At 66.2% G+C, this 15,469-nt stretch carries 10 protein-coding genes; 5 read left to right on the forward strand and 5 right to left on the reverse strand.

Annotated features, from left to right (window positions below; genetic code table 11):
- Positions 1-12: 12 nt before the first annotated feature.
- Complete coding sequence (locus N5C88_RS03725) at positions 13-912, reverse strand: recombination-associated protein RdgC (protein ID WP_054451049.1); 900 nt, start codon at positions 910-912, stop codon at positions 13-15.
- A 148-nt stretch (positions 913-1,060) separates the two neighbouring features.
- Between N5C88_RS03725 and N5C88_RS03730 the strand changes: the two genes are divergently transcribed.
- Positions 1,061-1,270, forward strand: coding sequence for a hypothetical protein (locus tag N5C88_RS03730; RefSeq protein ID WP_280014708.1), 210 nt, complete (start codon positions 1,061-1,063; stop codon positions 1,268-1,270).
- Positions 1,271-1,687: 417 nt separating this feature from the next.
- On the opposite strand, the gene N5C88_RS03735 is transcribed toward N5C88_RS03730, so the two are convergent.
- From N5C88_RS03735 to N5C88_RS03745, 3 genes are all read right to left on the reverse strand, one after another.
- Positions 1,688-3,364, reverse strand: a complete 1,677-nt coding sequence (locus N5C88_RS03735) for an MFS transporter (protein WP_118933344.1) — start codon at positions 3,362-3,364, stop codon at positions 1,688-1,690.
- 179 nt (positions 3,365-3,543) lie between these two features.
- Positions 3,544-4,923 (reverse strand): sensor histidine kinase, encoded by a 1,380-nt coding sequence (locus N5C88_RS03740; protein ID WP_118933365.1) that lies wholly within the window; start codon positions 4,921-4,923, stop codon positions 3,544-3,546.
- Positions 4,924-5,038: 115 nt separating this feature from the next.
- Positions 5,039-5,728: a response regulator transcription factor gene (locus tag N5C88_RS03745; RefSeq protein ID WP_013392535.1), complete on the reverse strand. Its 690-nt coding sequence runs from the start codon at positions 5,726-5,728 to the stop codon at positions 5,039-5,041.
- Between the two features lie 231 nt (positions 5,729-5,959).
- On the opposite strand from N5C88_RS03745, the gene recA reads away from it, so the two are divergent.
- Positions 5,960-7,024 (forward strand): recombinase RecA, encoded by a 1,065-nt coding sequence (gene recA, locus N5C88_RS03750; protein WP_059379220.1) that lies wholly within the window; start codon positions 5,960-5,962, stop codon positions 7,022-7,024.
- Positions 7,025-7,160: 136 nt separating this feature from the next.
- A complete protein-coding gene (gene recX / locus N5C88_RS03755) occupies positions 7,161-7,850 on the forward strand; it encodes a recombination regulator RecX (RefSeq protein ID WP_280014709.1) in 690 nt (229 codons plus the stop codon).
- A gap of 26 nt (positions 7,851-7,876) precedes the next feature.
- On the opposite strand, the gene N5C88_RS03760 is transcribed toward recX, so the two are convergent.
- Positions 7,877-8,794, reverse strand: coding sequence for a LysR family transcriptional regulator (locus N5C88_RS03760; RefSeq protein WP_059379209.1), 918 nt, complete (start codon positions 8,792-8,794; stop codon positions 7,877-7,879).
- A gap of 141 nt (positions 8,795-8,935) precedes the next feature.
- Here N5C88_RS03760 and metE point away from each other — a divergent pair, with 141 nt between their 5' ends.
- Positions 8,936-11,233, forward strand: a complete 2,298-nt coding sequence (gene metE / locus N5C88_RS03765; RefSeq protein ID WP_118933342.1) for a 5-methyltetrahydropteroyltriglutamate--homocysteine S-methyltransferase — start codon at positions 8,936-8,938, stop codon at positions 11,231-11,233.
- A gap of 228 nt (positions 11,234-11,461) precedes the next feature.
- Positions 11,462-15,445, forward strand: coding sequence for a Pls/PosA family non-ribosomal peptide synthetase (locus tag N5C88_RS03770; protein WP_118933341.1), 3,984 nt, complete (start codon positions 11,462-11,464; stop codon positions 15,443-15,445).
- Positions 15,446-15,469: the final 24 nt, after the last annotated feature.

Raw genomic sequence — 15,469 nt, forward strand, 5'->3', positions numbered from 1 at the left:
GGCGCCTGAGGCTTACACCTTCTTTTCGCCGCCCAGCGCGTCGACCAGCTCGGCCATCATCTTGGCCAGTTCGCCCGTCATCAGCATCATGTCGGAATCGAACTTCTCGTCGTCGTTGGCGGCCACGCCTTCGTTGCCTTCCTTCAGCACGTCCAGGGGCGCGACGCGCTTGACGTCCAGGCCTTCGGTGAGCACGAACGAAATGCGGTCGGCCCAGGTCATGGCCAGGCGGGTGCACTGCTTGCCCGACTGGATATGGCGGCGCACGTCATCGGCGTCGATCGAGTGCTTGACGTAGCGGATCGCCGCGCCGCTTTCGCCCGACGAACGCAGCTCGGTGTCCTGGTCGATCGAGAAGTTGGCCGGAGCCTCGTCCTCGGCCAGCCAGCCGGTCATGGCCGAGGCCGGCGACTGCGCCACGTACAGGTTTTCGAGCGGGAAGGGATCCACGCACTTGGCCAGGAGGCCGATGACTTCGTCGGCCTTGGCCGAAGCGGCCGCATCGATCACCAGCCAATGGTTCTGCGGATCGATCCAGACGCGGGTGTCGCGGTACACGCTGAAGGCGCGCGGCAGCAGCTCGTCGGTGACGCGCTCCTTGATTTCCTTCATCTGCTTGCGGCCCGGCTTGTAGCCTTGCTGCTCTTCGATTTCCTGGGCGCGGGCCTTGGCAACCTGGTTCACCACGGTGCCCGGCAGCAGCTTCTTTTCGGCGCGCAGGCTCAGCAGGATCTGGCCGTTGACCACATGCGCCAGGCCGCCGTTCTCGCGCGGAGGAACCCAGCCCAGGCTTTGCATTTCGAGGTTGTTGCCGCTTTGGTAGGCATGCCGCGCGAGCGTTTCTTCAAGCTGGTCGCCGACCAGCGTCCACGGCGAGGAGAGGCGATAAATCTTGAGATTCTTGAACCACATGAGCGTCGGCCAAAAGGGTTGATTCTATACGACGCGGCCGCTTTGCCGAAGTGCGGCAATACCGCAGCGTGATGCGACACCTTCTGTCACTGACAGCGGCGAGCCGATGCGCTACTGTCCGCGCAGCAAGTCGAACTGGAGATAAAAAATGAAGATCATCGGCGCCATTCTGATCGTCCTGGGCATCGCCGCCCTGGCCTACAAGGGCTTCAACTACAAGTCCGAGGAGACCGTGCTGCAGATCGGTTCGGTGAAGGCCACCGCCGAGACCGAGAAGTCGGTGGCGATTCCGGCCTGGGCCGGCATTGCGGCCATCGTGGCCGGCGTGGTGGCAATCGGCGTGGGCATGCGCCACTGATTGCGGGCGGCCGCGACCGCTGTCGGCAGGATTCGATCATGGCGACCGAGAGGTCGCCATTTTCACGTGCGCGGCATAAAAAAAAGCGGCCCGGCTCATTGAGGGCCGGGCCGGTACGGGAGCACGCAATACCGCGTCATAAAAGGCTCGCGGGGAACGCGGTATCGGTGTCAGAACACTGGCCCTGCAATCGTCCGACAGGGGGATCAATCGTCGGTCGATCTGGCGCAAGGCCGTAATCTGAGCACCCAGTCTAATGGGGCGGGTCTGACATGGTCCTGAAAGTGCGGGCCTCTTTTTAGCCCGCTCGCTCCCTGGGGGCGGATCCTGCTTGATTGCGCGCAAAAAAAAAGCTCCATAAGGAGCTTTTGAAAGGCCGGGCGGGCGCAGCAGTCCCGTCCGGCGGGGGATGGCCTTTTAAGCGTTGATGTCGTTGTCCTTGGATTCGCGCACGAACAGCGTGCCGATGACCAGGGTCATGACTGCAATGATGATCGGGTACCACAGGCCGTCGTAGATGTTGCCGGTGGCCGCGACCACGGCGAAGGCGACCGGGGGCAGGAAGCCGCCGAACCAGCCGTTGCCGATGTGATACGGCAAGCTCATCGACGTGTAGCGGATGCGCGTCGGGAACATTTCCACCAGCATGGCTGCGATCGGGCCGTACACCATGGTCACGTAGATCACCAGGATGGTCAGCAGCACCACGACCATGACGTTGTTGCTCTGGGCCGGATCAGCCTTGGCGGGGTAGCCGTGGCTGCGGATCGCGGTGGTCAGGGCCTTGTCCAGTTCGGCGGCCTTGGCCTTGAAGTCGGCGGGGGCCATGGTCTTGCCGTCGAACGAGGCGAACTCGTCGTTGCCGATCTTGACCTTGGCGACCGAGCCGGCCGGCGCCGCTTCGTTCTTGTAGTTCACCGAGTTGCGGGCCATGAACGACTTGACCACGTCGCAAGAACTGGTGAAGGACGAAGTGCCTACCGGGTTGAACTGGAACGAGCAGGTGGCGGGGTCCGCGATCACGGTGACCGGGGCCGTGGCCTGGGCCTTTTCCAGCGCCGGGTTGGCGAAGTGCGTGATGCCCTGGAAGATCGGGAAGTACGTCGCCGCGGCGATCAGGCAGCCGGCCATGATGATGGGCTTGCGGCCGATCTTGTCCGAAAGCGCGCCGAAGATCACGAAGAAAGGCGTGCCGATCAGGAGCGCGATCGCGATCATGATGTTGGCGGTGTTGGCGTCGACCTTCAGCGTCTGCGTCAGGAAGAACAGGGCGTAGAACTGGCCCGTGTACCAGACCACGGCCTGGCCGGCGGTCAGGCCCAGCAGCGCCAGGATCACGACCTTCAGGTTCTTCCACTGGCCGAACGATTCGGCGATCGGCGCCTTGGAACCCTTGCCTTCTTCCTTCATGCGCTGGAAGGTCGGCGATTCGCTCAGTTGCAGGCGGATCCACACCGAGATGCCCAGCAGGACGACCGAGATCAGGAACGGAATGCGCCAGCCCCAGGCCTTGAAGTCGTCTTCGCCCATGAACGTGCGGATGCCGAGGATGACCAGCAGCGACAGGAACAGGCCCAGGGTCGCGGTGGTCTGGATCCAGGACGTGTAGAAGCCGCGGCGGCCATGCGGCGCGTGCTCGGCGACATAGGTCGCCGCGCCGCCGTACTCGCCGCCCAGCGCCAGGCCTTGCAGCAGGCGCAGGACGATCAGGATGGCGGGAGCGGCCAGGCCGATGCTGGCGTAGCTGGGCAGCACGCCGACCAGGAACGTGGACAGGCCCATGATCACGATCGTGACCAGGAAGGTGTACTTACGTCCGACCAGGTCGCCCAGGCGGCCGAAAACCAGGGCGCCGAACGGGCGCACGGCGAAACCGGCCGCAAACGCCAGCAGGGCGAAGATGAAGCCCGCGGTGGGGTTCACACCCGAGAAGAAGTGTTGCGCGATGATGGCGGCTAGCGAGCCGTACAGATAGAAGTCGTACCACTCGAAAACCGTGCCCAGCGACGACGCAAAGATGACGCGGCGTTCATCCTTGGTCATCGGGCGCGGATCCGCGGATGGACCGCGGCCTGCCATGGTTGTTGTGCTCATGATGTCTCCTCGGTTTTATGGCCGGCGGTGGTCCGCCGTGCTGCGCCCGCCGCCGGCGAGCCGACATTGAGCTATATGCAACATTGGGGGGTGAGGCTGACGAGGTTCTGACGGGATACTTACTTGAGTCTTAAAATTGAAACCAAAAGTAACGTCTCCCTGGGGGGCTAGGGATAGTCCTAGGAGACGTCGGAGAGGTCTGACAACTCAGCGTAGAGCGGAAAGATCACGCGGATCCGCATGCCGGGCAGGTTCGAATACGTCGTGGGGTGATCGCTGATTTCGACGCTGGCCTGGTGCTTCTGGGCGATCTCGCGCACGATGGCCAGACCCAGGCCGCTGCCGTCGGACTGGGTGCCCAGCACGCGGTAGAAGCGGTCGAACACGCGTTCGCGTTCCTCGGGCGGAATGCCTGGCCCGGAATCCTCCACCTCCAGCACCGCGTGTCCGTCCTGGACCTGCGCACGGACCGTGATGTGGCCGCCGCGCGGCGTGTAGCGCAGCGCGTTGTCCACCAGGTTGTTGAGCAGTTCGGCCAGCAGCAGGGGGTTGCCGTTGATCTCCACCGGCTGGTCCGAGCCTTCGAAGCCCAGGTCGGTACTCAGCGAGAGCGCCTGCGGCACCCAGTGCATGGCCTGTTCGTAGGCAATGGCGTTGATGTCCGTGCGCGTCATGCCGATGGCGCTGGGGTTCTCGGCCCGGGCCAGCAGCAGCAGCTGGTTCACCAGGCGCGTGGCGCGTTCGGAGCCGGTCACGAGCTGGCGCAGGCTGGACTGCATTTCCTCGGGGCTGGCGTCGCGCAGGGCCAGTTCGGCCTGCGTGCGCAGGCCGGCCAGCGGGGTCTTCAATTGGTGCGCGGCGTCCGCGACGAAGCGGCGCTGCGCCTGCACGTTGGACGAAAGCCGATCCAGCAGGTCGTTCATTGCGGCCACCAGGGGCGCGATCTCGGTGGGGGCGGCGCGCTCGTCGATGGGCGACAGGTCGTCGGGCCGGCGGGCCCGCAGGCGCTGCTGCAGCGCATTCAAAGGCGCCACTCCGCGCGACAGCCCGAACCACACCAGCAGCACGGCGACAGGCAGCACCACGAACTGCGGAATGATCACGCCCTTGATGATGTCGTTGGCCAGTTGCGTGCGCTTTTCGACGGTTTCGGCGGCGATCAGCAGCGCCGGCTGGGTATCGGGCAGATGCAGGTCCACCCAGGTGAACGCCAGCCGGACCCCGAAGCCGCGCAAGGTCGCGTCTTCGTACTGGACTTCGCCGGGGCGGGGCTGGCCCACGGTGGACGGCAGGGGCAGGGCGCGGTCGCCGCCCAGGTATTCGCCGCGGCTGCCCAGCGCCAGCCAGAACACGCTATCGGTCTCGTCGGCGTGCAACACCTCGCGCGCGGTGTTGGTCATCTTCAGCACGGCCCGGCCGTCCTGCGCGTGCACCTGCAAGGTCAGTACATGGAGGTTGTTGGCCAGCGCGCGGTCGTAGGGCACGTTGGCGATGTTCTGGGCCACCACATAGGTGATGGCCACGCTCATCGGCCACAGGAGGAACAGCGGCGCCAGCATCCAGTCGAGGATTTCGCCCAGCAGGGAGCGCTGCGGCGGCGCGAAGCTCGGGCCCTTGGCCCCCGCCCGCATGACATCCAGTGCTTCCTGGTTCAGCGCTTCCGGCGGCGCCGCTTCAGCTTGCGAGGTACGCCGCACCCTGGTCCCGCTCAAGACAGTAGCCCAGGCCGCGCACGGTCACGATCTTCACGCCGCTGGGTTCCAGCTTCTTGCGCAGGCGATGGACGTAGACCTCGATGGCGTTGGTGCTGACCTCTTCGCCCCATTCGCACAGGTGGTCGACCAGTTGCGTCTTGCTGACCATGCGGCCGCTGCGGGTCAGGAGGATCTCGAGCAGGCTGACTTCGCGCGCCGACAGGTCCAGGGTCTGGTCGTCGACCATGGCGACGCGGCCGGTCTGGTCGAACAGCAGGCGGCCGTGCTTGATCATGGTGGCGCCGCCGCCCGCGCCGCGCCGGGTCAGGGCCCGTACGCGGGCCTCGAGCTCGGACAGCGCGAAAGGCTTGGCCATGTAGTCGTCGGCGCCCAGGTCCAGGCCTTTGACGCGCTGTTCGATGCTGTCGGCCGCCGTCAGGATGAGTACCGGCAGGGCGGAATTGCGGGCGCGCAGGCGGCGCAGCACTTCCAGCCCGGCCAGTTGCGGCAGGCCGAGGTCGAGGATGAGCAGGTCGAATGCCTGGGCCGCCAGCGCCGAATCGGCCGCCAGTCCGTCGCGCACCGCATCCACGGCATAGCCGTTGTGGCGCAACGAGCGGGACAGGCCGTCGGCCAGGATGCTGTCGTCTTCGGCGATCAGGATACGCATGGGCTACAGTGAGAAAAGGCCCCGCGGCGCAAAGGGGACAAAACGCCGGGTTCGTCTGGCATTCTGGCATAGGGCGCCAAGCTTGCCACTCAGGGTATACGTGCAAAACACTGGCACACTGGTTTTATGTACAGTATAATCCGATGCCATAATCTGACCCGTTGCTCAAAGCACCCGCCTAACCCTGCGGCACTTCCCTAGACACCAGATACGTTACAGACAGGACTCTACATGGACGACAAAACCACCAAGGCCGCCGCATCGGAAAAGGCCAAGGCGCTTGCCGCCGCGCTTTCGCAGATCGAAAAGCAGTTCGGCAAGGGCTCGATCATGCGCTACGGCGACAACGATGTTTCGCATGACATCCAGGTGGTTTCCACGGGCTCGCTCGGTCTGGACATCGCGCTGGGCGTCGGCGGCCTGCCGCGAGGCCGCGTGGTTGAAATCTACGGTCCGGAATCCTCGGGCAAGACCACGCTGACGCTGCAAGTGGTCGCTGAAATGCAAAAGCTGGGCGGCACCTGCGCCTTCGTCGACGCCGAACACGCGCTCGACGTGCAATACGCCTCCAAGCTGGGCGTGAACCTGGCCGACCTGCTGATCTCGCAGCCGGACACGGGCGAGCAGGCCCTGGAAATCACCGATGCGCTGGTGCGCTCCGGTTCGGTCGACCTGATCGTCATCGACTCGGTGGCCGCGCTGGTGCCCAAGGCCGAAATCGAAGGCGAAATGGGTGATTCCCTGCCCGGCCTGCAAGCCCGCCTGATGAGCCAGGCGCTGCGCAAGCTCACCGCCACCATCAAGAAGACCAATTGCATGGTCATCTTCATCAACCAGATCCGCATGAAGATCGGCGTGATGTTCGGCAACCCCGAAACCACCACCGGCGGCAACGCGCTCAAGTTCTACGCCTCCGTGCGCCTGGACATCCGCCGCATCGGTTCCATCAAGAAGGGCGACGAAGTCGTCGGCAACGAAACCCGCGTCAAGGTCGTGAAGAACAAGGTCGCGCCGCCGTTCAAACAGGCCGAATTCGACATCATGTACGGCGCCGGCATCTCGCGCGAAGGCGAAATCATCGACCTGGGCGTGGCCGCCAATGTGGTGGACAAGTCCGGCGCCTGGTACAGCTACAACGGCAATCGCATCGGCCAGGGCAAGGACAATGTCCGCGAGTACCTGAAAGAACACAAGGAACTGGCCATCGAAATCGAGAACCGCGTTCGCGAGAACCAAGGCATCGTCAGCCGCGCGGCAGAATTCGTGCCGACCGCGGAAGATACCTCCGAAGAGTAATCGGATCGGTGGGCGGGCCTGGCGCGGCGCAGTTCAGCTTCGCCGCAAACGGCCGGCCTATCGCGTCGGGGCAGCCCGAACAGTTGCGGCAGGCGCCAGGACGGGCCTGCCGTTATGCATAGCAAGCAGGAAACGCATGAGCTGGAAACCGCCGCCCGCTTCAGCCGAACGCCTACGCGCCAAGCTGGACGATGAATTCGAAACCGTGGCCAAGCCCCAGGGCTTGCGCCGCACTTCGGATGCGCGCCGCGATCAGGAAGCGGAATCCAGCGATGCGCCAGATCAGTGGAGCCGCAGCTCGGAAGCCGGCAATGCGCGCCGCGGCCGCCGTGCCGGCGCCGGGGCCGAGGACGGCCCGGATGCGGACGGCCAATCCGCCCGCAAGGGGCCGTCGCTGAAGATGCGGGCCGTGGGCTATCTGTCGCGGCGCGAGCATGCCCGCGAAGAGTTGGCGCGCAAGCTTGCCGCCTACGCCGAGGACCCGGGCGAAGTCGAGGCCGTGCTGGATGCCCTGGAAAAAGAAGGCTGGCTGTCCACCGAACGTTTTGCGCAAAGCCTGGTGCACCGCCGCGCATCGCGCCAGGGGGCGGCGCGCATCGTGCAGGAATTGCGCCAGCATGGGGTGGACGACAACCAGGTCGCCGAATTGCGCGAACAGCTGCGGGCCACCGAGTACGACCGCGCGCTGGAGGTCTGGAAGAAGCGCTTCAGCGCCAAGCCGGAAGACCGCGCGGCCTACGCCAAGCAGGCGCGCTTTCTGGCCAGCCGCGGCTTTGCGCATGACGTGATCCGCCGCATCCTGGGCGAGGGCGGCGACGAAGACTGAGCGCTGCGCCCGTAGCGCCTGGCCTCTTATTTTGCCGACTTGATCCCCGACAAGGTCTTGAAGCACACATCCCGGGTAATGGTCAGGAACTCATCGATGTATGAGGCCTCCGTGTCCTCGCTGCGCACCGTCGCATACAGCGTGCGCCACACGCCTTGCGGACCCAGCCGGCACAACCGCAGCCAACCCTGATTCATGTACTCCGTCAGCGCCCAGTTGGGCAGCGCGGCCACGCCGCGGTTGCTGGCCACCAGTTGCGCAATGATGGGGGTGAGTTCCGCGCGGCGGATGGCGGCCGGCTCCACGTCGGCGGGGTCGAGGAAGGCCGTGAAAATGTCCAGGCGCTGCTTGTCCACGGGATAGGTGATGAGCGTCTGGTCGGCCAATTGGTCCGGCATGACGAACTTGCTGCCGGCCAGCGGATTGGATTCCGACACGGCCAGCACCAGCTCGTACTTGAACAGCGGCAGGTATTCCACTGCGTCCAGCGGCTGGGGATCGGAGGTGATAACCAGGTCCAGGTCGCCGCGCACCAGGGCGGGCAGGGGAGCGAAGGAAAACGCCGCCGACAGATCCAGCGCCACGTCCGGCCATTGCACGCGGAAGGCATCCAGGGCCGGCATCAGCCACTGGAAGCAGGAATGGCAGTCGATGGCCAGGTGCAGCCGGCCGGTGCGGCCCGCGGCCAACCGCTGCAGGTCCCGTTCCGTGGCGCGGATGCGCGGCAGCACTTCATCCGCCAGCGCCAGCACCCGCAGTCCCGCCGTCGTCAGCCGTGCCGGTCGCGTGCGGCGGTTCAACAACGGCGTGCCCAGCCGGGTTTCCAGGTCGCGCAACTGGTGCGACAGGGCTGATTGGGTCAGATGCAGGCGCTCGGCGGCTTCCTGCAGGCTGCCGCCGTCGCGGATGGCGGTAAGCGTTTCAAGATGGCGGACTTCAAGCATGGGTGCCTGCAGGGATGGGAAATAAGCTCATATTCTATGAGATTTTCTCATTCTATAAATGTAGACATTGATTTTGATTCATTTTGATTTGGTCTCAGAATGGCTGTCACTTGAACAAATTTTGTCTAACGGTGGTGATCCATGACTACGATTCATAATTTGGGGTTCCCCCGCATCGGCGCGCAGCGTGAACTGAAGCGCGCGGTCGAAGCCTATTGGGCCGGCCGGCAGACCGCCGGGGATCTTGAGCAGACGGGCCGCGAGCTGCGCGCCAGGCACTGGAAGCTGCAGGCCGCCGCCGGCCTGAAGTTCGTGCCGGTGGGCGACTTCGCCTGGTACGACCAGATCCTGGAATGGACCACGCTGCTGGGCGCCGTGCCTGCCCGCTTCGGCCAGAACGACAGCGAACCCGTCACGCTGGACACGCTGTTCCGCATGGGCCGCGGCCGCGCGCCGTCGGGCAAGCCCGCCGCCGCCTGCGAAATGACCAAGTGGTTCGACACCAACTACCACTACATCGTGCCGGAACTGGCGCCGGGCCAGACCTTCCGCATCGCCCGCGAATCGCTGTTCGAACAGGTCCGGGAAGCGCAGGCGCAGGGTTGCGCGGTGAAGCCCGTGATCCCCGGGCCGTTGACCTGGCTGTATCTGGGCAAGGGCGACGCCTTTGCCGCCGGCGCCGCCGATGAGGGCAAGCTGCAACTGCTGGCCGCGCTGCTGCCGGTCTACCAGGAAGTGCTGGCGCGCTTCGCCAAGCTGGGCGTGCAGTGGGTGCAGATCGACGAGCCCATTCTGGCGCTGGACCTGCCGCAAGCCTGGCGCGGCGCGTTCAAGCAGACCTATGAGCAGCTCTCTGCCAGTCCGGTCAAGCTGCTGGTGGCCACGTACTTCGACGGCCTGAAGGACAATCTGCCGACCGCTCTGGGCCTGCCCGTGGCCGGCTTGCATGTGGACCTGGTCCGTGCGCCCGAGCAGCTGGCGGAAGTGGCCGCCGGCCTGGGCGCCGAGCAGGTGCTGTCCGCTGGCGTCATCAACGGGCGCAACATCTGGCGCACCGACCTGGACGCGGCCATCGCCACGTTGACCCCCATCAAGCAGCAATTGGGCGACCGCCTGTGGCTGGCGCCGTCGTGCTCGCTGCTGCACGTGCCGGTGGACCTGGCGCATGAAACCGAGCTGGACACGGAACTCAAGAGCTGGCTCTCCTTTGCCGCGCAGAAGCTGGAAGAACTGAGCCTGCTGGGCCGCGCCCTGGACCGCGCCACGCAAGCCGCCGCGCAGGACGGCCTGGCCAAGCAGCGCGCCGCGCTCGCCGCCCGCCGCGCTTCGACGCGCATCCACAATCCGGCCGTCGCCCAGCGCATGGCTGGCGCTGCCGCGGTGTCGCGCGACCGCGCGCCGTTCGCCGGCCGCATCGCCCGCCAGCAGGAACAGCTGGGCCTGCCCGCCTACCCGACCACGACCATCGGTTCCTTCCCGCAGACCGCGGAAATCCGCGCCTTGCGCCGCGACTGGAAGTCGGGCGCATTGACGGATTCTGGCTACGAGGCCGCCATCCGCAAGGAGATCGAGGAAGTCATCCGCTTCCAGGAAAAGGTGGGCCTGGACGTGCTGGTGCACGGCGAACCCGAGCGCAACGACATGGTGGAGTACTTCGGCGAGCTGCTGGCCGGCTTCGCCTTCACCAAGAACGGCTGGGTTCAGAGCTATGGCTCGCGCTGCGTCAAGCCGCCTGTCATTTTTGGCGACGTCGCGCGTCCGGCGCCGATGACGGTGGGCTGGTCGTCGTACGCGCAGTCGCTGACCGACAAGCCGGTCAAGGGCATGCTGACCGGCCCGGTCACCATCCTGCAGTGGTCGTTCGTGCGCGACGACCAGCCGCGCGAGCAGACTTGCCGCCAGCTGGCGCTGGCGCTGCGCGACGAAGTGGTGGACCTGGAAGCCGCCGGCATCAGCGTCATCCAGATCGACGAGCCCGCCATCCGCGAAGGCCTGCCGCTGCGCCGCGCCGATTGGCAGGCCTACCTGGATTGGGCCGTGGATTGCTTCCGCCTGTCGACCGCCGGCGTGCGCGACGAAACGCAGATCCACACCCATATGTGCTATTCGGAGTTCAACGACATCATCGAGTCCATCGCCGCCATGGACGCGGACGTGATCACGATCGAAACCTCGCGCTCCAACATGGAACTGCTCAAGGCGTTCGAGGACTTCCGGTATCCGAACGATATCGGTCCCGGCGTGTACGACATCCATACGCCGAACGTGCCGGAAGTGGATTGGATGGTCGGCCTGATGCAGAAGGCCTCGGCCCGTCTGCCCAAGGAGCGTCTGTGGGTCAATCCTGACTGCGGACTGAAGACGCGCGCCTGGCCTGAAACCGAAGCCGCGCTGATCGGCATGGTGCAGGCGGCCCGAGCCTTACGCCAGGCGGCCTGAGCAGACAGCTTGCCGCAACGCCGCCGGATACTTTGAGGCCGGCGCCAGCCCTGATCCGCGCATGCCGCGCGCGGATCAGGGCTTTTTCTTTGCGGCCGCAAGATCCCGGTGATGGCTGCAAGCCACAGCTGGGGCGTGGCGCCGATTTTTTTTTCAATCTTGCTTGAACGAATTTCCGCGGCGTGGGTCAATACGCAAAAATCCCATTGCTGGATCCTTGCCGTTCCTATGATTCTCCAAGGCCCCTGTCGGCCCGACCTGCTGCTCGCAGAGACGCTGCCCGACATTCTGGAAGCCACGATCCGCCGGCATCCCGCCGCCGTCGCCATTCATTGGCTGGATCACACTCTCACCTACGACATACTCGGCCAACGCGCCGATCTGGCCGCGCATCATCTGATCGAGGCTGGCGTGCGGCCCGGCGATATCGTGGGCCTGTGCCTGCCGCGCGGCGCCGACCTGCTGGTGATGCAGGCGGCCATCGCCAAGGCGGGCGCGGCCTGGCTGCCGTTTGAATCCGACACGCCGGCGGACCGCATGCTGGTCTGCCTGCAGGACGCGGGCGCTCGCGGACTGGTCGCGGGCGCCGAGGTCCGGCTGGACGGCATGGTCACCTGGACCACCTGGGCGCTGTCGGAGCCGGTCGAGGGCGCTTTGCGCAGGCGGGAAGGGCTGCTGCCCGAGCATCCCGCCTACGTCATCTACACCTCGGGCTCCACCGGCAAGCCCAAGGGCGTGCCCATCAATCACGCCAGTATCTGCCACTTCCTGCGCAGCGAAAACGCGGTGCTGGGCGTGCGCCACGAAGACAAGGTCTACCAGGGTTTCTCGGTCGCCTTCGACATGTCGTTCGAAGAGATCTGGATCAGCTATCTGGTCGGCGCGTCCCTGTGGGTGGCCCCCAAGATGCTGACCACGGACCCGGAAGGCCTGCCGGACGCGCTGGTACGGGAAGGCATTACCGTGCTGCACGCGGTGCCGACCTTGCTGGCGCTGTTCGCGCGCGACGTACCCGGTTTGCGCATCGTCAACCTGGGCGGCGAGGTCTGCCCGGACTTCCTGGTGCCGCGCTGGGCCACGCCCGGGCGGCGCCTGTTCAATACCTACGGCCCCACCGAGACCACGGTGTCCGCCAGCCTGGCCGAACTCCTGCCCGGGGAGCCCGTGACCATAGGCACGCCGCTGCCCAACTACGGCATGCTGGTGCGCGGCGAGGACGGCGCGGTGCTGCCGCAAGGGCAGGTGGGCGAGCTGTGCATCACCGGTCCCGGCGTGGCCGGCGGCTATCTGGGCCGGCCCGAGCTGACGGCCGAGAAGTTTCTGGCCAATCCGCGCCCGGCTGGCGATTACGACACCCGCATGTACCGCAGCGGCGACCTGGCGCGCATCGATGAACACGGGCAGATCCACTGCCTGGGCCGCAGCGACGATCAGGTCAAGGTGCGGGGTTTCCGGGTCGAACTCGGGGAAATCGAAGCCGCGCTTTACCGCCTGCCGGGCGTGGGCGCCGCCGCCGTGGTGCTGCGCGATCTCGCGGGCATCGAGCAACTGGTGGCCTTCCTCAAGCCCGAGGGCGAGGAGCGGCTGGACCCGCACGCGATGCGCGCCGCGCTGGGCGCGGACCTGCCCGCCTACATGATTCCGGCGCGCTTCGAGCTGGTGGCCGACGTTCCCCGCCTGACCTCGGGCAAGATCGACCGCAAGGCGCTGAAGGCGCGCGAACTGGAGGCCGTGTCCGAGCCCAGCGGCGAAGACGACGTGCCCGTCACGGCGGGCGAGCAGGCCTTGTTCGACGCCTTGCGTCCGCTGTTCCCAGGGCAGCCGCTGCGGCTGGCCAGCGACTTCTTCCGCGATCTGGGCGGCCACTCGCTGCTGGCCGCGCGTCTGGTGTCGTCGCTGCGCAAGCATCCGCATTTTTCCGCGCTGACCATGCACGAGCTTTACCAGCACCCTGTGCTGGGGACGCTTGCGGCCCGGCTGGACGCGCTGGCCTTGGCCGAAAATGCCGCGGCCCAACCGGCGGGCGTCGCTGGGACTGGCGCCGATCCGGCGCCCGCGCCTGAGTGGCGCCGCTGGACTTGCGGCCTGGCGCAGTTGGCGGCCTTACCGCTGCTGATCGGCGTACGCATGTTGATCTGGCTGACGCCGTTCTTCACTTACCACTACTTTACGGGTGACGAGGGCGACTCCGTCTTGCGCGCGGTGGCCCTGTCCATTGCCAGCTACCTGGCCTGCAATCTGTTGAGCTTCGGCGTGGCCGTGGCCTGCAAGTGGGGAATTCTAGGGCGGCTCAAGCCCGGCAGTTATCCGATGTACGGCTGGCTGTTCTACCGCTGGTGGCTGGTGGACCGGGTGATGGACATTCCGCCCGCGCATCTGCTTGCCGGATCTCCGCTGCAGGTCTGGTATCTGCGGGCGCTGGGAGCGCGCGTCGGCCGCGATGCGGCCATCAGCCGAGTCTCCGTGCGCGCGCCCGACCTGCTGTCGGTGGGCAACGGCGTGAGCATCGGCGCGGCGGTCAACCTGGAGAATTTCTCGGTGCGCGGCGGCGAGTGGACGGTTGCGCCGATCACGCTGGCGGATAACGCCTACATCGGTTCCTATTCGGTGCTGCAAGGCGACGTGGCGATGGGCGAGGGCGCGCGGCTGGACGGACTGTCTTCGCTGGCGCAGGGGGACCGCGTGCCTGCGGGCCAGATCTGGAGCGGGGCGCCTGCGCGCCACGATCCGCAGGCCCGCGCTCCCGAATTGCCGCCGCGGCCGCAGCGCCAGGGCATCTGGAGCCGGCTCGACTGCATGGCCTATGCGGCCGGCGGCACGCTGATCGCCGCGCTGTTCTTCATGCCGGTGTTCCCGAGCTTCGTGCTGATCGACTGGATCGACGCGCGCTGGCTGGACCTGATGGGCGCGCGCGTACCCTGGCCGCAAGCCTTCCTGAGCTATCTGCTGCTGGCTTTGCCTGCCAGCGCCTTGCTGCTGATGCTGACGGTGCTGGTATCGGCGCTGCTGCGTTGGACGCTGTTGCCCCGTCTGGCCAGCGGCCGCTGGCCGGTGTATGGCCAGATCTACCTGCGGCGCTGGTTGACCAACCAGATCCAGGAATCGAGCCTCAGCGTGCTGCACGGCCTGTACGCTTCGATCTACGCGGGCAACTGGTACCGCCTGCTGGGCGCGAAGGTCGGTCGCGGCACGGAGATTTCCACCGCCATGGGCGTGGTGCCCGACATGCTGACCCTGGGCCGCGACAGCTTCATCGCCGACGGCGTCATGCTGGGCGACGAGGAAATCGACGGCGGCTGGATGACCATGCGGCCCACCGTCATCGGCAACCGCAGTTTCGTTGGCAACGGCGCCTACGTGCCGGACGGCTCGGTGCTGCCCGATGACGTGCTGATCGGCGTGCAGAGCCGCGCGCCGGCCAACGCCCGCATGGCCAGCGGCCAGACCTGGCTGGGCAATCCGCCGCTGGCGCTGCCGGCGCGCGAGCAGACGGCGGGCTTTCCCGCGCACCTGACGTTCCGGCCCAGCCTGGGCCGCAAAGTGCTGCGGGGCGGTGTCGAGGGCATGCGGATGATCTTGCCGCTGGCCGTGGTGATCGCGGTGGGCTATCTGACCGTGATGAAGGTCATCCCCATGGCCGCGCGCGAAGGCTTCGTCGCCGCGTTCGACGAGCTGATGCTGGCCGGCGTGCTGTATGGCGTGGGCGCCTTCCTGTTCCTGGTGGCGCTGAAATGGGTGCTGATCGGCCGCTACAAGCCGCGCGCCGAGCCCATGTGGACGCCGTTCGTCTGGAAGAGCGAAGCGGTCACCAGCCTGTATGAGTCCATCGCCGTCCCGAACTTCTTCAACTTCCTGCGGGCCACGCCCTGGCTGCCGTTGGCCTTGCGCTGCATGGGCGCCCGCATCGGCAAGCGCGTCTTCATGGATACCACCGACATCACCGAATACGACTGCGTGTCGATCGGCGACGACGCGGTGCTGCACGCCTGGTCCGGGCCGCAGACCCATCTGTTCGAAGACCGCGTGATGAAGATCGGCATGGTCCGCATCGGCGATGCCGTCAACGTCGGGCCCCGCAGCACCATCCTGTACGACACCCGGGTCGAAGCGGGGGCGCGCCTGGGGCCGCTGACGCTGGTGCTCAAGGGCGAAGCCATTCCGGCGGGCCAGGCCTGGATCGGCAGTCCCGCCACGCCTTGGACGCAGCGGTGACCGGACCGCTGAGGCTGACCGGGG

Origin of the sequence: Achromobacter sp. GD03932, from assembly GCF_029839485.1 — a bacterium.
GTDB lineage: Bacteria > Pseudomonadota > Gammaproteobacteria > Burkholderiales > Burkholderiaceae_B > Achromobacter > Achromobacter bronchisepticus_A.